The sequence below is a fragment of the Candidatus Chloroploca asiatica genome (genome assembly GCF_002532075.1).
Classification (GTDB): Bacteria; Chloroflexota; Chloroflexia; order Chloroflexales; family Chloroflexaceae; genus Chloroploca; species Chloroploca asiatica.
Genome location: NZ_LYXE01000092.1, coordinates 18,389 through 37,321, shown reverse-complemented (window position 1 = coordinate 37,321; position 18,933 = coordinate 18,389). Strand labels below are relative to the sequence as shown.

General features: G+C 58.0%; 16 protein-coding genes. 9 read left to right on the top strand and 7 right to left on the bottom strand.

Annotated elements, in window-relative coordinates; translation table 11 throughout:
* The first annotated feature begins 7 nt into the window (after positions 1–7).
* Positions 8–1,960 (top strand): DUF2079 domain-containing protein, encoded by a 1,953-nt coding sequence (locus A9Q02_RS12430; RefSeq protein WP_097653410.1) that lies wholly within the window; start codon positions 8–10, stop codon positions 1,958–1,960.
* 281 nt (positions 1,961–2,241) lie between these two features.
* Here A9Q02_RS12430 and A9Q02_RS12425 read toward each other — a convergent pair whose 3' ends face one another.
* On the bottom strand, positions 2,242–3,141 hold the full coding sequence (locus A9Q02_RS12425) for an alpha/beta fold hydrolase (protein ID WP_097653409.1): 900 nt from the start codon (positions 3,139–3,141) through the stop codon (positions 2,242–2,244).
* 93 nt (positions 3,142–3,234) lie between these two features.
* On the opposite strand from A9Q02_RS12425, the gene A9Q02_RS12420 reads away from it, so the two are divergent.
* The 3 genes from A9Q02_RS12420 (at position 3,235) to A9Q02_RS12410 (ending at position 7,466) form a co-directional block, all read left to right on the top strand.
* Entirely contained in the window at positions 3,235–3,840 is a 606-nt protein-coding gene (locus A9Q02_RS12420) for a PH domain-containing protein (RefSeq protein ID WP_245860524.1), read from the top strand.
* Positions 3,840–4,898, top strand: coding sequence for a nucleoside hydrolase (locus A9Q02_RS12415; RefSeq protein WP_097653408.1), 1,059 nt, complete (start codon positions 3,840–3,842; stop codon positions 4,896–4,898). The genes A9Q02_RS12420 and A9Q02_RS12415 overlap by 1 nt, the downstream gene beginning before the upstream one ends.
* 276 nt (positions 4,899–5,174) lie before the next feature.
* A complete protein-coding gene (locus tag A9Q02_RS12410) occupies positions 5,175–7,466 on the top strand; it encodes an ATP cone domain-containing protein (RefSeq protein ID WP_097653407.1) in 2,292 nt (763 codons plus the stop codon).
* Positions 7,467–7,546: 80 nt separating this feature from the next.
* On the opposite strand, the gene A9Q02_RS12405 is transcribed toward A9Q02_RS12410, so the two are convergent.
* The 3 genes from A9Q02_RS12405 to trpA all read right to left on the bottom strand — a co-directional run bounded on the left by A9Q02_RS12405 (position 7,547) and on the right by trpA (position 9,893).
* Positions 7,547–8,671: a citrate synthase gene (locus A9Q02_RS12405; RefSeq protein WP_097653406.1), complete on the bottom strand. Its 1,125-nt coding sequence runs from the start codon at positions 8,669–8,671 to the stop codon at positions 7,547–7,549.
* 22 nt (positions 8,672–8,693) lie between these two features.
* On the bottom strand, positions 8,694–8,927 hold the full coding sequence (locus tag A9Q02_RS12400; protein ID WP_097653405.1) for an Lrp/AsnC ligand binding domain-containing protein: 234 nt from the start codon (positions 8,925–8,927) through the stop codon (positions 8,694–8,696).
* A gap of 177 nt (positions 8,928–9,104) precedes the next feature.
* Positions 9,105–9,893 carry a tryptophan synthase subunit alpha gene (trpA, locus tag A9Q02_RS12395; protein ID WP_097653404.1) on the bottom strand — a complete coding sequence of 263 codons (789 nt, stop codon included), beginning with the start codon at positions 9,891–9,893 and terminating at the stop codon, positions 9,105–9,107.
* 483 nt (positions 9,894–10,376) lie between these two features.
* Between trpA and A9Q02_RS12390 the strand changes: the two genes are divergently transcribed.
* From A9Q02_RS12390 to A9Q02_RS12370, 5 genes are all read left to right on the top strand, one after another.
* Positions 10,377–10,736, top strand: a complete 360-nt coding sequence (locus tag A9Q02_RS12390; protein ID WP_141508872.1) for a hypothetical protein — start codon at positions 10,377–10,379, stop codon at positions 10,734–10,736.
* Positions 10,730–10,990, top strand: a complete 261-nt coding sequence (locus A9Q02_RS12385) for a bactofilin family protein (RefSeq protein ID WP_097653402.1) — start codon at positions 10,730–10,732, stop codon at positions 10,988–10,990. Before A9Q02_RS12390 ends, A9Q02_RS12385 begins: the two co-directional genes overlap by 7 nt.
* Positions 10,991–11,027: 37 nt before the next feature.
* The gene (locus tag A9Q02_RS12380) at positions 11,028–11,420 is read left to right on the top strand and encodes a hypothetical protein (RefSeq protein WP_097653401.1); all 393 of its coding nucleotides are present in this window, start codon (positions 11,028–11,030) and stop codon (positions 11,418–11,420) included.
* A 72-nt stretch (positions 11,421–11,492) separates the two neighbouring features.
* A complete protein-coding gene (locus tag A9Q02_RS12375; protein WP_097653400.1) occupies positions 11,493–11,858 on the top strand; it encodes an MmcQ/YjbR family DNA-binding protein in 366 nt (121 codons plus the stop codon).
* Positions 11,859–11,993: 135 nt separating this feature from the next.
* Complete coding sequence (locus tag A9Q02_RS12370; RefSeq protein ID WP_097653399.1) at positions 11,994–13,415, top strand: BCD family MFS transporter; 1,422 nt, start codon at positions 11,994–11,996, stop codon at positions 13,413–13,415.
* Positions 13,416–13,506: 91 nt separating this feature from the next.
* On the opposite strand, the gene A9Q02_RS12365 is transcribed toward A9Q02_RS12370, so the two are convergent.
* From A9Q02_RS12365 to A9Q02_RS12355, 3 genes are all read right to left on the bottom strand, one after another.
* The gene (locus A9Q02_RS12365; RefSeq protein WP_097653398.1) at positions 13,507–14,796 is read right to left on the bottom strand and encodes a citrate synthase; all 1,290 of its coding nucleotides are present in this window, start codon (positions 14,794–14,796) and stop codon (positions 13,507–13,509) included.
* Positions 14,797–14,905: 109 nt separating this feature from the next.
* Complete coding sequence (locus A9Q02_RS12360; RefSeq protein ID WP_097653397.1) at positions 14,906–16,249, bottom strand: cellulase family glycosylhydrolase; 1,344 nt, start codon at positions 16,247–16,249, stop codon at positions 14,906–14,908.
* Positions 16,250–16,513: 264 nt separating this feature from the next.
* On the bottom strand, positions 16,514–18,397 hold the full coding sequence (locus A9Q02_RS12355; protein WP_097653396.1) for a protein kinase domain-containing protein: 1,884 nt from the start codon (positions 18,395–18,397) through the stop codon (positions 16,514–16,516).
* Positions 18,398–18,933: the final 536 nt, after the last annotated feature.

Here is an 18,933-nt window from a genome sequence, read left to right as displayed (position 1 = left end):
TAAATCTATGGATACTACGTTTACAGAGGATCGTACGCCCTCTCTCCCCCGCGATCGGTTCCTCTGGGTGGCGATGCTGGTGGTTGCTGCGGTGCTGGTTGGACTGAGCCTGGCGCGTTATTGGGGCTATAATGCCGGGATGCTCGATCTGGGCAATATGACGCAGGCGATTTTGTCGGTGTTGCGTGGGCAACCGTTGGTGACGACGGGGCCGGGGGGCAATGTGAGTCGCTTGGCTGGGCATGTCGAGGTGATCTATCTCGCTTTTGTGCCGCTGCTGGCGCTGTGGCCCAATCCTCAGCCGTTGTTGATTGGGCAGGCGCTGCTGATGGTTGCCGGGGCGCTGCCGGCTTATCGGATGGCGCTGCGTCATCTGGAGGATGTTGCCGCCGCTCGGAGTGTCGCGCTGATCTATTTGCTCTATCCGGTGGCGTTGACGGCGGTGCTCTTTGATTTTCACGGCGATACGCTGGCGATGCCGCTGCTACTCTTTGCCCTCGATGCTGCCGATCGCCAGGCCTGGCGTTGGTATGCCTTCTGGATTGCGTTGAGCTTGTTGAGCAAGGTGTATGTGGCGGCGCCGGTCTTTGGGATCGGGGCGTTTCTCTGGTTTTGGGCCGAGCGTCGCCGCGCCGGGACGTGGACGATGCTTGCCGCGGCACTCTACGGGAGTGTCGTCTTCTTTGGGGTGCGTGGGCTTTTTGAGCCTTCGGCCACAGGTCTCGCGGTCACGTCAGGGTATGTGAATCACTATTACGGCAATCTATCGCAGGTCTGGGGGACGTTGCTGCCGCGCCTGGTGAGTGCGTTGCTGGTCTTTGGTCCGGTGCTCTTTTTAGGTTGGCGGGGCTGGCGCTGGTTGTTGCCTGCGGCCCCGTTGACGCTGGCTGTGCTGCTCAGTACAGGTCCTGGTGCGGTCTATCACTATGCCTATCACCATTATGCGCTGGTGGTGCCTTTTGTGGTGATGGCCGTGATTGATGGGGCGGTGCGCTTGCGCCAGCAGGCGGCTGAGGCTGCGCCGGGTGAGCGTGTGCGTCAGTGGAAGCCGGATCTGATCTTTACTACCGTGATTGTGGCTGTGGTGAGCCTTTTGATGGTTGATCAGCCGTTGAATCCGCGTTTCTGGCTGGCCTTACCGGGGCAGGGGTTGGATCATGCGCGTTATGGACGGGCGGCGCGTGATGAGGTGAAGGATCGCTTTCTGGCCGCAGAGGTGCCTGAAGCGGTGCCTCTGGCGGCTTCAATGTTCCTTGCGCCGCGTCTGGTGGATCGTGAGAAGCTCTATTTGGTGCGTTACCCTGATGATCCCGGGGGCGAGCGTTTGCCGTCACTTTTGCCTGACGTGGAGTATGTGCTGGCCGATGCGCTTTTTGACTGGCGTACGCTGACCGACGCGGGTATTTTGCCGACGGTGGCGTATGAAGAGGCGGAGATCCGTGCTTTGCTCAGCGATCCTGCTTTTGGCCTGGTCGCTGCTCGCGATGGTCTGTTGCTCTTTCAGCGCGACGCGCCGGCAGCGCAGGTCTTGAGCAACACGGTTACGCTGACGTCGACGGTGGAGGTTTCGGCCAAGAGTCTTGATCTTGGCCCGGCAACGCTGCGTGGTTTTGCGGTGAATGAGCGGGAAGGACGGCGTTTCGAGGCGACGTTTGTCTGGGAGTTGAACGGGTCGCCGCCGGCAACACCGTGGGTTGCGATCAGTCAACTCGGCGTAGCGAGCGACGCACGGCTTGTGCATCTGCCGACGTATGTGATGCAGCCAATCACAACCTGGCCTGCTGACCAACTGATCTATGAGCGCTTTGTGTTTGAGGTTCCGGATGATATCCCTGCCGGACGCTACGAATGGCAGGTTGCGTGGTATGATGCAACGCATCCTGAAGCAGCCTTTTCTGATGGGGAAGCATTGCCACCAGGGATCGAGCCTGTTGTGGTTGGCACCATTCTTGTGCCGTAAGACCATATATTGTGGCGCTGTATACAGATCAACGAGGTAGGCACCAGGCGATTGTCGCGGCACCCTAAGAAGCTGTTTGAAACGTCGACGGGTTGCTCTGGAGTGCTGGCTAATGGTCTTCCAGTACATAATCCGGTAAACGCGATACGGGCTAGACCTCACAGGTCTGTCAGACCTGTGAGGTCTGGTCTAGCGGATTAATTTCTGCAAGACCGTAAGCCGGCACTCCAAGGGCATAGCACATGGTGGCGAACGATGCTGACACCCTTTTCAGACAACCTCTACGATAACACCGGCTCCCCGTGCGAGGGCATAGCATGAACGGTTGACGCCAGGAAGGTACGGACGAGGGCGTTGAACTCGGCGGGTTTTTCATCCTGCACTAACATCGACGCTTGATCAATAACCTCGAGGCGAACGCGAGGATTCGCGGCGAGGAAGGCATCGGCCCGCTTGACGGGGGTGGTGGTGGCCTGACGCCCCCAGATCAGCAGGGTTGGCTGGCGCAGCGTTGGTAAGATTGCGCGTACGTCGCAGTTGAGCAGACCAGTAAGAAAGCAGATTGGCGCATAGTGTGCCCCTGGGCGACGACTGGTGAGGTAGAAGCCGTCGTGCGTGGCGCTGGTAACCGTAGCGGGATCGTGGTAGGCCTGTGAACGCAAGAAGTAAGCGGTACCCTTGCGACTGGTCAGGCGGTCAAAAATGGCACGCCCGGCTGAGCCACGGAGGGACTGATGGATGCGCCTGGCGATGGGGCCAGCCGGGTCAGAGAGTTGCCCCATACCAGTGGGACAGGCAAGCACGAGGGCCTTGACGCGGTCGGGCCAACGGGCGGCGGCGGTTATGGCATAGGCTGAACTAAGCGAACTGGCAATGAGCGTGACGGGTTGGCCGATTCGTTCGAGTGCGACCCCGATCTGGTCAATATAGTCTTCGGCCTGATAGGTGCGGGTTGGGCGGTCACTATTGCCATAGCCAAGGAGGTCGATGGCATGCACGGCAAAGCCGTCGCCGAGCCCGGTAAACGGGCCGCGCATCTCGAAAGCTGAGGCGGCGGCGTTGATACTGTGGATGAGAAGCACCGGTTCCCCTTCACCGGTGTGATAGTGGGCGATGCGATGGCCGCGCCATTCGAAATAGGTTGGGGCGACCGGCAGGAGATTCAGTGTGGTTTGGTTCATGGATTTCTTTGGTTGGGCTGGCAGGGCCAGCGAGAGGGTTGCAGCGATTGCAACCTGGTAAACAATGCACTAAGATCAGTATATAATGACTCTGTGAAACGTCAAACGAAACAGGTTCCAACACCGACACAGATTTTTCTCGTGGCCCCACTGGATGCGTATGCGTTGCGGGTAACAACCGGCCTTGCGTATCTCGGGGGCTTGCTTGTCTTGCCGTTGCTTTTTGCGTATCTGGCGAACATGCGCTGGGATGGCTTGCTGGTTCCAGTGGCGTTGGCGCTAGCGATCGCCGTCTTTTTGTTGTTGACCTATGCAGTGCAGCCTCGTCGGTATGAGATCACGGCGACGGAACTGGTTGTGCGGCGGCGGTTGATGCCGGCCTTACGCATTCCCTTGAAGCTGGTGATCGGAGTGTCACTCGCGTCGGATCTGGCCGACGTGCCGCGTCGCGGGTTGCGTTTTGCCTTTAATGCGGGTATTTTTGGCTACCAGGGGCCGTTTCGCCTTGCGCCGTATGGTGAAGTCTTCTTTCTTGCGACGAATCGTGAGCGACTGGTGGCGGTGGCCCGTGATCAACGGACAACGATGATTCTGAGCCCTGAGCGTCCTCGGGCTTTTGTCGAAGCGCTTCAGGCGGCGCGGGCTGACTATGCGCTCGAAGAGTTGGTGCCTTCCTCACTCAATGAAACGAGACCGTGATGATTGATGGTTTGCCAATCAGTGTCAAGCCTCAACCGATTTTTGTTGATACCGATCCAGGTTGTGATGATGCGCTTGCGCTGGCATGGTTGCTCGCTGCGCCGTCGGTAGAGGTAGTGGGGGTAAGTACGGTCTTTGGGAGTGGGACATTACAGCATACGACGGCGAATGTCTTGACGTTGCTCGCTACGTTGCAACGTGACGTTCCTGTGACGATGGGCGCTTCGGCGCCGCTGATCCACCTGCGTACCAATACTGGCGTCATCACGCATGGTCGTGATGCCTTCTGGGGGCATCAGCAGCCACACGACCTGGTGAAACTGCCGGTTGGTGCACCAGGGGCACTTGCGGCGGCGGCACGTCTGTACCCAGATCTGACCATTCTTGCGCTAGGGCCGTTGACCAATGTTGCGCGGGCGGTTCAGGCGTATCCGACGGATCTGGCCGGGGTGCGGCTCGTCGCGGTAGCCGGGGCGCATGGGGCGGGTTCACTGACCCCGGCGGCTGAATTTAATGCCTTTGCTGATCCGCATGCGCTTGCGGTGGTGCTTGAGAGCGGGATGCATGTTGAACTGGTGACCCGCGATGCGTTTGAGAAGCTGCGGCTTGGTGCGGCGGCGGTGCGGTTGCTCGAAGAACGGTGTGGGCAACCCGGGGCATTGCTCGCGCGTCTGCTGGAGGGGTATCTACAGGCGGGCAGTCATCAGGCGCTGGCGATGCCCTTGCCTGCGGTGGCCGCAGCGGTGTATGCCTTGCATCCCCAACTGGGGAAGGGGCACCTTGCCGTGGTGCGTGTGATCGCCGAGGGTGAGTTGATCCGCGGGCAGACGATTATTGCGTTGACCGAGCGCCAGCGGGCCACGGTGGCACTCGGGGCAAGCGGGTTTGAGCAACTGGCGAGTTATGTTGGTATGCCGGGATTTGACTATGAAGGATCGTTGCGTGAAGCGGCGGCGCGGGCACCCTTGAATGCACGGGTTATCCTCGATCTTGATGCGTTCAGGATGAGCGATCTGCTGGAACGAGGCTTTCTGCGGTTGCGTTCTGACCTCTCCTAGTGTTAAACTTTTTGTTGCCTTGACATACCACGCACCTGTGTGCTACACTGGCGCGGCATCGTTGTGACCCCTAGATGTAGAGGTCTACATAATAAATCTGTACTATATGTAGTGGTTCCCTAAAGAAGTCAATCAGGCGCGTAACGCAGATTTCTTTAACGAGGATTTAATTCTTTACACTTTTAGGTTGTTTTGGTGCCGTCGTGTGCCTTAGCTACAGGTTAAGCGTGTTGCCATTGTTTAGTCACAGCAGGTGAAGATAGAGGAGCAGGTTGTATGGCAAGTGGGACGAATGGTGTGGGCCATATCGCAGGTGGGTTTCAGGCACTTGATCAGGCCGGGATGGTTATTCCGACGACGATCGTGAAGCGTGATGGGCGCGTGGTACCGTTTGACATTGAGCGGATCGAGAATGCGCTCACGCGCTGTTTTGCCAGCCTGAGTCGCACGCCGCGGGTGGCGATCACCGAGCTTTCCGAGCGGGTGGTCAATATTCTGGCTGCCCAGGCGCATGGTGAGTCACCGACGGTCGAAGGGGTGCAGGATATTGTCGAGATGGTGTTGCAGGCCGCCGGTGAATTTGAGGCGGCCAAGCATTATATTCTCTACCGTGCTGAGCATGCCAAGAAGCGGGTTGAGCGGCCCATTCCTGAGGAGGTGCGGCAGGCGTTTGCGGAGTCGGATCAGTACTTCCCAACGCCGTTGCAGCGGTTCCAGTTTTTTGATAAATATTCACGTTTTAATTACGATCTTGGGCGTCGTGAGACCTGGATTGAAACCGTCGATCGTTCGGTTGACTATCTCTACGAGCTCGCTGGCGCGCGTCTGCCCGCCGAAACCTATGCGCGCATCCGTCAGGCCATCCTCGAGATGCGCTCGATGCCTTCGATGCGCCTGCTGGCGATGGCTGGTCCGGCGGCCCGGCGTAATAATATTGCCATTTATAACTGCTCGTATCAGCCGGTCGAGAGCATTGACTCATTTGTAGAGGCGTTGATTATCTCGATGAGTGGTTGTGGCGTGGGCTTCTCGGTCGAGGGGCGTTATGTTGAGAATTTCCCGCGAATCCGCCGTCAGACGGGCTCGGCCCCGCGCAGGATGGTGGTGGAAGACTCGGCTGAGGGTTGGGCCGATGCCTTGCGAGCGGGGCTTGAGACCTGGTTTGAGGGTGGCGATATTCAATTCGACCTGTCGCATTTGCGTCCAGCCGGTGCCCCGTTGCGCACCAAGGGTGGCCGGGCCTCGGGACCCGAGCCGCTGCGGGTCATGCTCGATTTTGTGCGCTCGCGCATCCTGGCGCGGCAGGGTAGCTTCCTGCGCCCCATTGATGCCCATGATATGATGTGCTCGGTTGGCAATGCCGCCGTCAGCGGTGGGGTGCGGCGCACCGCAATGATCAGCCTCTTTGACTATGACGATGATGAGATGCGTCTCTGCAAGAATGGTGATTTCGAGCGCGAGAATAGTCAGCGCTGGAACGCGAATAATTCGGCGGTCTGGCCGCAGGGTAGTCTGACGCAGACCGAGTTTATTGCGCAGTTCCTTGGGATGGTTGAGTCGGGGCGCGGCGAGCCAGGGATTTTCAATCGTCAGGCAGCGAATCTGCTCAAGCCGGCCCGCCGCCAGTCCGCCGAGTTTGGCACGAACCCCTGCGGCGAGATTGTCTTGCGCCCATGGCAGTTCTGCAATCTCAGTGCTGCGGTGGCGCGCCACGAGGATACCTTTGAAACCCTGCGTGAGAAGGTCGAGGTGGCGACGATCATTGGAACCATCCAGTCGCTGGCGACCCGCTTCCCCGGCTTGCGGACGCAGTGGCAGCGCAATTGCGAAGACGAGCGCCTGCTTGGGGTCGATATCACCGGCCAGATGGATAGCCCGATTGCGCAAGATGCGGGGGTGAAAGAACGCCTGCGCCATGTTGCCGTCGAGACGAATCGTCAGGTCGCGCTCAGCCTTGGGATCAACCAGTCGGTGTCGATCAGTTGTGTCAAGCCGTCGGGGAACTCGTCGCAACTGGTCAACTGTTCATCGGGCTTGCATGCCCGTTGGGCTCCCTACTATATTCGCAATGTTCGGGTCGCTGCGCATTCACCGATCTTCAAAGTCTTGCGTGATGCCGGTGTGCCGATGGATCCCGAAAATGGGCAGAGCCCAGCCAACGCCAATACCTGGGTGATCCACTTCCCGGTCAAATCCCCGGATGCGGCGATTACCCGGAAAGATCGCTCGGCGATTGCGCAGTGTGAATTCTGGTTGCAGAACAAGACCTACTGGACCGAGCACAATCCGTCATGTACGATCACCTACCGCCCCGACGAAGTGCTTGATCTCATGAAATGGGTTTGGGAGCATCGCGACCTGATTGGAGGGCTCTCGTTCTTGCCGGCGTTCGATGCCAAGTACGACAACATGCCCTATGTTGAAATCACCCGCGAAGAGTACGAGCGGCTGGCGGCTTCCTTCCCCGAGATTGATTTCTCGAAGGTCTACCGCTACGAAGAAGAAGATCTGACGAACGCGGCGCAGGAGCTCGCCTGTATGTCGGGGAGTTGCGAGATTGATTTTTAGGGCGGTTCGTCTTTTGCTTCACGAAAAAACGCCAGCTACGCTGGCGTTTTTTCGTGAAGCAGAGCTTGAGAGGCCCGCTTTTACGAGCGCTGGTCAAGCGGGAGATAGGGGACATCGACAGGGCCGACGTATTCGGACTCAGGCCGGATGAGGCGGTTATCGGCGTACTGCTCGTAGACGTGGGCTGTCCAGCCAGCGACACGGCTAATGGCAAAGATGGGTGTGAAAAGATCAATCGGAATACCGAGCGTATAGTAGACCGAAGCCGAGTAGAAATCCACATTGACGGGTAGAGATCGTTCGGACTGCACGATCTCGCGGATGCGTTCACTCATGAGGTACCAGCGCTGATTGCCGGTCGTTTCGGCAAGCTCTCCGGCGAGACTGCGTAACCAGGCGGCGCGTGGATCATCGGCCTTGTAGACCCGATGACCAAAGCCCATGATCTTTTTGCGGGCGGCAAGAGCGCCGCGCATATAGTGATCGACGCGATCGACATCACCGATCTCCAGCAGCATCCGCATCACCTGCTCGTTGGCCCCACCGTGAAGCGGGCCGCGGAGGGTGCCGATCGCCGACGTAATCGCACTGTGGAGATTCGAGAGAGTCGAGGCCGTAATACGAGCGGCGAAGGTACTGGCATTCAAACCGTGGTCGGCGTGAAGGATGAGGCACTGATCGAGCACACGGGCGGCGGCGGGATCGGGCTCTTTGCCGGTGAGCATATAGAGGAAATTGGCTGCATGATCGAGCTCGATGCTGGGTGTGACCGGCCAGAGTCCGTTACGGATGCGTTCCCAGGCCGCCACAATCGTTGGCATAGCAGCGGTCAGGCGGATCGACTTGTTGACATTGGCATCAAGCGAATTATCGCCAGTTTCGGGGTCAAACGGTGCTAGGGCTGAAACGGCAGTTCGCAAGACCCCCATGACGGTCGTCTTCTTGGGCAAGAGCAGCAAGAGCGCAATGACCTCATTGGGAACGAGGCGATTCTCGATCATCTTCCGGCGAAAACTCTCGTACTGCTTACAATTGGGTAACTTGCCATACCAGAGCAGTGACGTTGTCTCTTCAAATGTTGAATGTTCGGCCAGCACATTGATATCAAGGCCGCGATACAAGAGACGCCCATGTTCACCATCGATATGGCTAATCCCTGTTTGCGCCGCGACAATCCCCTCAAGGCCTTTGGAAGACTGTGTCATCGTTACTCCTTTGCAGTACTGACTAACCAATGACAATGCAAGTAACCGTGCGCTTGATGCCTTCGACCCCCTGGATTTCGCTCATCACCAGATGTCCAATATTGCGCGGATCCGCCGTTTCGACGGTTGCGATGATATCATACGGCCCGGTCACCCCATCGGCGGCAGTCATATCGGGGATGGCCCGAAGTGCGGCAAGGACTTCGGCGACCCGTCCCGACTCAGCTTCGATCAACACATAGGCTTTGGCCTCCATGGTGGGTCTCCTTTTTAACCTGGCGGTTCTGGAGGATTGCCTGGGGGGTACGTCCCAGGCGGATCTAATCTTAGGGCTGATGCCCTACAAAACCAGGTTTCTTCTGGCGACCGAGGCCAGCATTGCTGGCCTCGGTCGCCAGAAGAAACCTTATCTGAGGCGAGGCGCAGACAAGGTTCAGGTGCCGAGCAGCTGTTGGACAAAGGCGGCGGCACCGGGGACAAGGCGATCAGGTGGTAGCTGTTCAAGATGGGCGAGCAGGGCACTGCCGACAATAGCCCCATCGGCAAGGCGGGCGACTTCGGCAACGTGTTCAGGGCGGCTGATTCCAAAGCCAACGACGAGGGGCAGGTCGGTATGGCGGCGTACGCGTTGCAGTACCTCGCCGAGGTTGGCGGCCATACTCTGGCGTTCGCCGGTGACGCCAGTGAGGGAGACGACATAGATGAAGCCGCTGGCGCGAGCGGCAATCTCGGCAATGCGTGGTTCGGGGGTGGTTGGGGCCACAAACATGATCATATCGAGCCCGTGGTTTGTGGCGGCTGCCTGCAATTCGGCCGACTCTTCGGGAGGCATATCGGGAATGATCCAGCCATCCCCGCCTGCAGCGGCCAGTTCGCGGCACGCCCGTTCAATACCAAAGCGGAGCAACGGATTGAAATAGCCCATCAAGAGCAACGGCGCACGAACGCCGCGCTCGCGGAGGCGGGCCGTGGTGGCAAGGCAATCAGCCAGAGTAATGCCGTTTTGCAAAGCACGCTGGGTCGAGCGCTGGATCGTCGCCCCATCGGCGAGCGGGTCAGAAAAGGGCACGCCGAGTTCAAAGAGGCTTGCCCCGGCAGCTTCAAGCGCTGGCACCAGCTCAAGGGTACTTTCACGCTCGGGGAAGCCCACCGTGAGGTAGGGCATCAAGGCGACCCGGCCCTCGGCTTGCAGGCGAGCAAATGTCTCACGAATACGACTCATAGGATCGATCTAGCACATAAGTGGCGGCGAATGTAGATGCGGTCAATGATACCACACTTGCCGGGCGGGATTTAGGACGTAGCGCCCGAAAAATCCGGGCTTGGATTGTGCGTTTGTACACGCCATGCGGGAGCAGCAGAGCATGCCTTGCTGCTCCCGCATCAGCGTGGGTGCAACCGCGCGGGCCCAACCTGCTTCTAGATGCGCTGCGCCCAATCGACAATCACAAATCTGCAATCTGCAATCGCGCTAGCTTCTGGGGGCGCGTCATTGCATGATCGTGCAATGCTTATCGGCTCTATTGCACGAATCACCAGAAAATTGCAATCCCCTAGATTAGGCAGTCCAGGATCGCCGTGGCCTCGTAGCGCTTCATCGGCTGCTCGGCGCGCATCGGCCTTCGATGTCGAAGGGGGCAATTATGCCATATGTGTCGTGTGGTATGATTGCTGTGGCGGGCTGAAAGGGATGTATGATAGACGTGTGGATATCTTACGCTACATACGCGCACGCAATTGGCCGGTCGTCGCTGGCTACGGGCTGTTTATCGGCATGATGGCGATCGGTTACTTCTATAATGTGACGTTCGTGCAGCTAGGCCTAAAGGATCTGGGCGAACGCGTCCTTGGTTTGCCTCAAACAGAGGTAGCCCGTCAGATGGCTTTGCTCGCTCTTCTGACTGGGGTTGTTGCGTTGACAGTCGGCTGGCTGATGCAGCGTCACGGTTGGAGCTTGCTGTTGTTGCGCAAACTCCACCTCGCCCTGGGTGTCATCGCGGCACATTTATCTTTGACGGTACACATAGCTTTACGTCCGTTGATCCGCTACCCGGTGATATGCTGATCCGTGCGGGCAACGTCGTGTTGCACACCGACGCGCAAGTAGGCGGATCGATCTACGTGCTGGGTGGGGCGCTTGATGTTGACGGGTTGATCATGGGTGACCTGGTCGTGCTTGATGGGTGGGTGACGCTCGGGCCAACGGCGCGAATCGGTGGTGACCTGCGTATCGGCAATGGCACGACGAGAGGTAGCGAACTGGCGCTGGTCGAAGGTTCGATCATCAGTGGGTTAACGCTGCCGGTTGAGCAAGCATAGATGCGGCAAGACGAAGTATTTTCAATGGAGCAAAACGATGTTTGTTAACCTCTTCGGCTGGTTGTTGGCCGCTGCGGCCGCTGCAACTAGTGTAGCGATGATCGTGATGGGCGGGCGTTGGCAGCGCATCGAAGCGGAAGCGTATGCTGGTGAACGTCGCCCGTGGTGGTTCATCATCATCGCCGTCCTCCTGATCGGGCTCTATCTAGCGGCCCTGGTGAGCTTCATTACCGGCCCAAAGACCTGGGCTGGCTGGCTGCTGATCGTGCTGATCCCGGTTGGTTGGGGGCTCAAGGCGGCCCTGGTTGTCTTCAACCCGCGTGGCCGACAGGCGGTTTCGTCAATCTCGGGTGATGCGAACTGGGTGCGGGTTGGTTTGGCGCGGTTGCCGATTGCGGTCGTGCTGGCGGTGCTGGCCTGGTTTGCCTGAGCCCTGATGCGGCACATTGCAGCGCGTTTGGCCGACAATGCGCCTTTCTCTGGCGCAAGATGGGAGAAGACCATGCAGACGTTGCCCAGCCTCCGGGCCGCTCTTGGGGCAAAGCCTGGGGTCGAAGAGACTTTTCCGTTTGATACGGTGACCCTTGTGGTCAAGGTGGGCGGCAAGATGTTTGCCTTGCTGGCCCTGACCGATGATCCGCTGCGCCTCTCGCTGAAGGTTGACCCCGATTATGGCGATCTGCTGCGGGCAACCTTCCCTGCCATCCAGCCTGGTTATCACCTGAACAAGCGCCACTGGATTACACTTACGCTCGATGGCACCCTTGAAGATGCCCTTGTGGATGAACTGATTGATGAATCTTACCGTCTGGTGGTACGTGGCCTCCCGCGTCGTATGCGGGCCAACCTTGAGGGGGCAGAGGGTTGATGAGTGATGCCAGATCGCAACGATATTTTGTGCTTTATTACATTTATGAAGCAAGGTGCGTGTTATAGTTAAGGCTGACTGATCCGTTGGTCATGTGGGACGTTGTTGCTTGGGAGAGGTTAAGGAGTTGAGTGTATGACACCAGGTAAGCTCTTGAGGCACCCGCTGCAGGTGATCGGGGCCTGGCTTGCTGCGCGTCCTGGTTTGCAACGCTGGTTGCGCGTTTTGCGCCTGGGGCTGTTTCAGTTTGGGATGGGTGTTTCACTTGCGCCGATTACCGGCACCCTCAACCGGGTGTTGATTGATGAGCTCCGTATTCCGGCGGTCGCCGTTGGTTTTTTGATCTCGCTGCACTATTTTGTTTCACCAGCACGAGCGATGGTCGGCTTTCGCTCGGATGTGGATCGGGCGGCGGGTAATTGGCGTACCCCGTACCTGGTCTTTGGTGCGCTTTTGACCTATGGCGGTCTCGCAACCGCGCCCTTTTCGTTGATCTTGCTGAGTGGCGATGGTGCGTTGTCGTTTCCTGTGGCGATGCTTGTCTGTACGCTGATCTTCCTTGCGTATGGCATTGGTGTCAATGTGGTCGAGACGATCTACCTCGCGACGGTCAGCGATATTACCCCGGCTAATGAGCGCGGTAAGGTGCTTGGGGTGCTCTGGATTATGCTCGTGCTCGGCACGATCTTCAGTTCGATTGTGATGGGTCAGTTACTCATTAATTACAATCATATTTTGCTGATTCAGGTAATGCAGGGTTCGGCGGTGATCTTTATTGCGCTGGCCTTTGTGGCGATGTTCAATCAAGAGCGCCTGAAGCCAAACGGCGACCTTGAGGATGTCCCTGACCCGATTCGTGTTCGTGAGACACTTGGACAGTCGTTGCGCCTGCTAGCTCGTCAAGCCCCGCTGCGCAATCTCTTCATTGTGCTCTTTGTGGCGACGCTTGGCTTTGCAACCCATGATGTCTTGCTTGAGCCCTATGGCGGTCAGGTGCTTGGCATGACTGTGACCCAGACAACGCGCCTGACGGCGCTCTGGGGGGTTGGGATGCTGCTAGGCATTATCGGGGCGGCGGTGATGCTCTGGAAGGGGCGTTCACCAGTGCTGCTGATCAGCCTCGGGTGTCTGCTGGGGGCCGGGGGCTTTCTTGCGGTGACGCTCGCAAGCGAAACAGGCCAGGTGAATCTCTTTCGCACGGGCGCAGCCCTGATTGGTGCAGGGCGGGGGGGGTTCATTGTTGGTGCGCTGGCGCTGGTGATGGGCCTGGTGGATCGCAATCATGCGGGGCTCTTTATCGGGTTGTGGGGCATCACCCAGGCGTTGGCGCAGGGCTTTGGCACGATTGGTGGTGGGCTTGGGCGTGATGTTGTCCAGTACCTGACGGGCAATGTGGCGCTCGGGTACACGGCGGTCTATGCCACCTCATTGAGCCTGTTGGTGCTCTCGATCGCATTGCTGTTGGTGCTACGCATTGGCAGCCAGGTGCGCAACGGGGCGGTGCGGTCGCCGTGGGCGGGGTTGGATCAAGCGAACGTGGATCAGATTCTTTTTTGAGGGCCTGCGGCCCTCAGGAATCCTTCTTGCCTTGCAAAAAGCCAGCTAAGCTGGCTTTTTGCAAGGCAAGAAACTGGATATGGCGCCGATCTTATGAGCGCTGGTCGAGCGGGACATAGTCACGGCGGGCTTCGCCGAGGTAGATCTGGCGCGGGCGCATGATCTTCTGCTCGTCGTCTTCGAGCATCTCTTGCCACTGAGCGAGCCAACCCGAGGCGCGGGGGATCGCGAAGAGGAAGGGGAAGTACTCGATCGGGAAGCGCAAGGCCTGGTAGATCAGGCCGCTGTAGAAGTCCACGTTCGGGTAGAGTTTGCGTGCGATGAAGTACTCATCCTGCAAAGCGATCCGCTCGAGCTCGACGGCAATCTCGAGCAACGGGTTGCTCTCGGTGGCCTCGAAGACCTCATAAGCGACCTTGCGGATAATCTTGGCGCGTGGGTCATAGTTCTTGTAGACGCGATGGCCGAAGCCCATCAGGCGGCCTTCGCCCTTCTTGACCCGATCAATAAAGTCAGGCACATTCTTCACATTGCCAATGTGCTGCAACATCCGCAGGACGGCCTCGTTGGCCCCGCCGTGCAACGGGCCATAGAGGGCGGCAGCGGCGGCTGAGAGTGAGCAGTACGGGTCGACCCGGCTTGAACCGACACCACGCATTGTTGCGGTCGAACAGTTCTGCTCGTGATCGGCGTGCAGAATGAAGAGCACGTCCAGTGCTTTGGCGAGCACCGGATTGACCTCATAGTCACGCTGATTCATAAAGTCCATCATATAGAGCAGATTCGCGGTGTAGCTGAGTGAATTGTCGGGGAAGTTGAAGGGGCGCCCGATGCGATGGCGATACGCAAAAGCGGCGACGGTTGGGATCATCCCCAGCATACGCCAGATCTGCTTTTCGCGGACAGCGGGATCATCCACCTCTTTGGCTTCGGGGAAAAGCGTTGACATAGCCGAAACCGAACTGATCAGGATGCCCATCGGGTGCGCATCATAGCGAAAAGCCTGGATCAGATCGATCAAGTTCTGGTGAATAAAGTTATGTCGGCTGATCCGATATTCCCACCATTTCAGACGTTCGGCATTGGGCAGTTCGCCATAGATCAAGAGGTAAGCGACTTCAAGGTACGAACTCTGCTCGGCGAGTTGCTCGATCGGATAGCCGCGATACTCAAGAATGCCTTTATCGCCATCAATATAGGTGATCGTGCTCTTGCAGGCGGCCGTATTCATGTAGGCCGGATCGTAGGTCATCATCCCAAAATCTTCGGATGAGACCTTGATTTTTCGCAGGTCAATAGCATTAATGGTGTCGTTTTGAATGGGGATTTCGTACGTCTTACCTGTGCGATTGTCTGTTACCGTCAGCGTGTCTTTGCTCATTGCAGAAACTCCTCTGTTGCCACGTTGCACACCTGCTTATGCATTGACGAGCGGATAGACGAGCATAAGGCCGGGTGCTACCCAGCCTTATGATACCATATCCCGTCTGTTATGGCATTGCCGAAATTTCGGCAATGGCCTGTTGAATGCCCCAGAAGGCGGGTCGCGGCGACCAGTCGGCATTGACGATGCTGAAGGAGCCTTGTTCGTGGAGTGGGTTGCGCCCGGCTTCACGTTGCAACACGGTAAAGTTGAGGTTCCAGAGGAACATGTTGCTGACCCACGGGTAGTGTTCGGCGGTATAACGAATCGCCCCCACGATATAGTCTCGCTGGGTCTCGAAGCTAATCTGGTTGCCAAACTCGTACCCTGGGCTCGTATTCGCGGTTGCCCAGCCATACTCGGTAATCCAGACCTGGTGATGGCCCATACCGGCCTCTTCCATCACACGGCGCTGATTTTCGACGTGGCGAAAATAGAAGGAAGGATCGTCAGTCCAACCCTGGGCCTGGCTGGGGTTTTCGGGGTAGAGCGTTTCGGGTGGATTGGCCGAGCCGCCGGGATGCAGGGCTTGTACGTCGAAGTAGTCGCGGATCATGCCATCCTTGTAGGTATACATAGCCTGCAGATACGAGAGCGAGTCCATCGCAATTGCAGGATCGTTGGTGGCGGTGGACGCAGGTGCCCCCGCAACAACGATGATGCTCGGGTCTGCGGCTTTAATCGCCGTATACGTGGCGGCCATGATCTCTACAAAATGCCCCGGATCCTCTGGCCCGATGGTTCCCCCATTTTCGTAAGCGAGGTTTTGCTCGTTCCAGATCAAAATCGCGTGGACACGGCCACGGTACCGTTCGGCCAGGGCCCCGGCAAAGCGCGCCAAGGTTGCGGGGTTATCGGGCAGGCCGTCGGCCCCGTTGCTGGTATACCAGCCTGGCGAACGGGTAATATTGATCATCAAGAGCATGCCGGCATTGTTGACATCGGCCACAATGCTATCGAGGTCACCCCAGAGCAACGCCCCACTTCGGTCTTCGATATCGCGCCAGTGGATCTGCTGGCGAAACCAGCGAAACCCCGCCTCGCGGGCCTTGCTCAGCGCGGTGCGACGGTCGGTGTAGTAGAGATGCCCGACGACGCCAAAGTTGAGCCTAGTGAGGGTGAGCGGATAGGGCAGATCACCTGGGCCGTTCCGTGGGGTGGGTAGCTGCGGCATAACGACAGGCACAACGGGTGTCGTGCTCGTGGCTTCTGGTTCAGTCGCGATCGTTGTGCTGGGGAGCTCAAGCTCAAGCGGCTCGATTGGCTCAGTGGTGCCTGTAATGCGGGCTGTTGGCAGCAGCATCGTTTCTGATGAACTTCTCCCTGCGACCTCGCCACAGGCCGTCAAGAAGAGAATGAGCACTGCACATGGGAGCAAGACCCAGCAGCGGGTAAGGCGACGGCGTTGCATGATCCACCTCGGCTTTTATAAAACCTGACCTCTCGCGGAACACAGGCCATATCAAGCACCTGGCTGCTGCGAAGAGAACGATTGCTGAGAGCGAAGCCGTCTGAGCTTCGCTCCTGATGCATCCCGAGCGGGGGGATGGCGAACTGTAGCAAATAGGCTAGACAGTTCTACTGTAGCAAACGTAAGCGTGCGTGAGAATTATGTTCAGCTACGCTGAAAAAGGGATGATATGGGGCCGCATGCCCTCAAACCCCAGCCAGAGGCTCAAAATAAGGTAAAGATCAGGGTCAACAGCGCAAGCAAGGCGAGCAAGCCAAAGACCGTTGTGAGGATAAGGCGTTCGGGGTTGAGTAGGGTCCAGTCGCCGATGGTCTGGTTCTGTTCGCCAATCAAGTAGAGGCGTTGCGGTTTTTCTTCAAGGAGGCCATCAATTTCGGTGATCATCACACCGTGGACGTTCAACTCGCTTGAAACGATACGTGTATCCTGGTCGCCATACTGCGACGCAGCGTCAATCAACGCTGCGAGTGGGGCCACACTCTGCCAGTTGCCCTGAAAGAGATCGATGGTGCCGGCAAAGACGGGTTCGCGCTCGGTTTTCAGGGCGACTGGCGGCAAATCTTCGATATCATCGGTCTCTTCCCAGACGCGAAATTCACGTGACCAGAGAAAGACCTGGGTTTCGGTCATTTTGCCGTGACCGTCGCAGGTTGGGCAGGCTATTTTGCCATAGCCCTTGCATTGAGGACACGAGACCTCGATTGTCTCTTCGGTGCGGCTGCGGTCGGGATGCGAGATCTTATTGGTTTTGGTCACCAGGCTCGTGCCATTGCAGACATTACATGGAATTTTGCCTTCGTGGAGACATGTTGTGCAGGCGAGAATGCGGGTTGAGTGGGGCACGGTGGCTTCGGTGGGGCGAGCTTTTCGGTCAGGCTTGATCTCAGGCAAGGGGATCGCCCAGAGATCAGGGATAGCCTGGTTGGAGGGTTGATCATCGGGGGCAAAGGGCCGCACGCGTGGCCGACCCTCTTTCCGGGTCTCGTAACAGATCTTGAGTTCATAAAAATAGACGTTGTAGCTCACAATCTGTTCAAGCTCAATCAGTTGACCGAGGCTGCGGCGGCGAAAGTAGCTATCGCGGCTCCAACTGGTAAGGTGGCGGCGAATCGCATCACGGCGGTGCAACTCGTCGGCGCGTTTGCGTGCGCGGCTGAGGAAAGCGCCGAACTGCTCATCACTCGTCGTCTGGAGGACAGTCTCGACGGGATTATCGAGCCACTCGGCTACCGGTTCCCAGCGCGACTCTTCCATATCGTCGCTGGCTTCATCGACATAACTCCGCAGGGCCTGACGGAGCGCGAGGGCAGCCGCGCCTGCCGATGGGAAGCGGGTTGCGGGTTGGGCCGCCATCATGCGCTGTACGACGCGGTCGGCGGCGACTAGGCCGGGATCGTGCCGTGCGAGACTAGGCAATTCAGCGCCTGCGGGGATCTCGCCGGTGAGCATATGGTAGATCACGGCCCCGAGGCTATAGACATCAAGGGCTGTGCCGGCCTCGCCCTTGCTGAGGCGTTGTTCCGGGGCGGAATAGGGGGTCAGGTAATCGGCCTCATCAATACTGCTGAGATCGGGGGTATCTGGCCCCGACGCCAGGCTGAGGTTGGCAAGATAGGCGACACCTTCGGTTCCGACAAAGACATTGACTGGTTGCACATCGCGATGAAAGATCGTTTCACCATGGAGGTAATCAAGGGCAGCGGCAAGTTGCTGCACAATGCGCAACACCCGGATCGGGGGCATTGGCCCTGCTTCGAGCAGTTTGTTCAGCGGTTGCGCATCAAGCTGAGGAGTGACGAGATAATCGCCCAGTTGCTCATCGTGACCAGCATCGATCACCGGAACGAGGCCCGGATGGGTCAGGCGAGCCGCCAGGCGGGCGGCGAGCTGAAAGCGACTCACCGAGATCCAATCATGGCGCCGCAAGACATGCACCTCGACCGGACGATCCAACGTCTGATGTGTGGCACGATAAATCGTTGCAAGCTCTTCCTGGCCTTGCAACTCGATCAACGTGTAATTGCGCAGCTCAACAAGCCCTTCGTTGGGTCGCTTGTCGGTACGAACTGGCAAGCGGGGAGTATTCATGGTCGAAGTATACCATACCCAAGATTAGTGACGGCTCCCAAGCGTACACGCGCTGGGCTTTGGCACCTAAAGGCGAGCTTTCGTAAATAATCTCTTACAAAAGGTTGTGAGAAATTTTCCCTCAAAATGAGAAAGTGAGATTATACTGCATCTGGAGCCGAAGTTATCACTCCTTCAAACTGACTTAGATGGATCAGGTTTTGAACCAGATCCTGTCCACATTGACCAGGGAGAGCTTCCTGGTTTGCATATTCCTCGTACAATTGGGGCAGTTATCGTCGCCATTCCGTTGCTTGTACTAATGACGATCAATCCCAGACGGATCTCTCTCGTCACTGCCCTCCCCAGGCAACCCCGTCTTTTTTGGTGATCGAGGCTTCAGAAACGCAGCAAGCGCTGCTCGCTCAAGCGAGCAGCGCTTGCTGCGTTTTGCTGTGAATCGTGCAGGGCACGGGCAAGCCGTGCCCGTACGGCGGGGGTAGGGGCACGGCTTGCCCGTGCCCGTACGGCGGGGGTAGGGGCACGGCTTGCCCGTG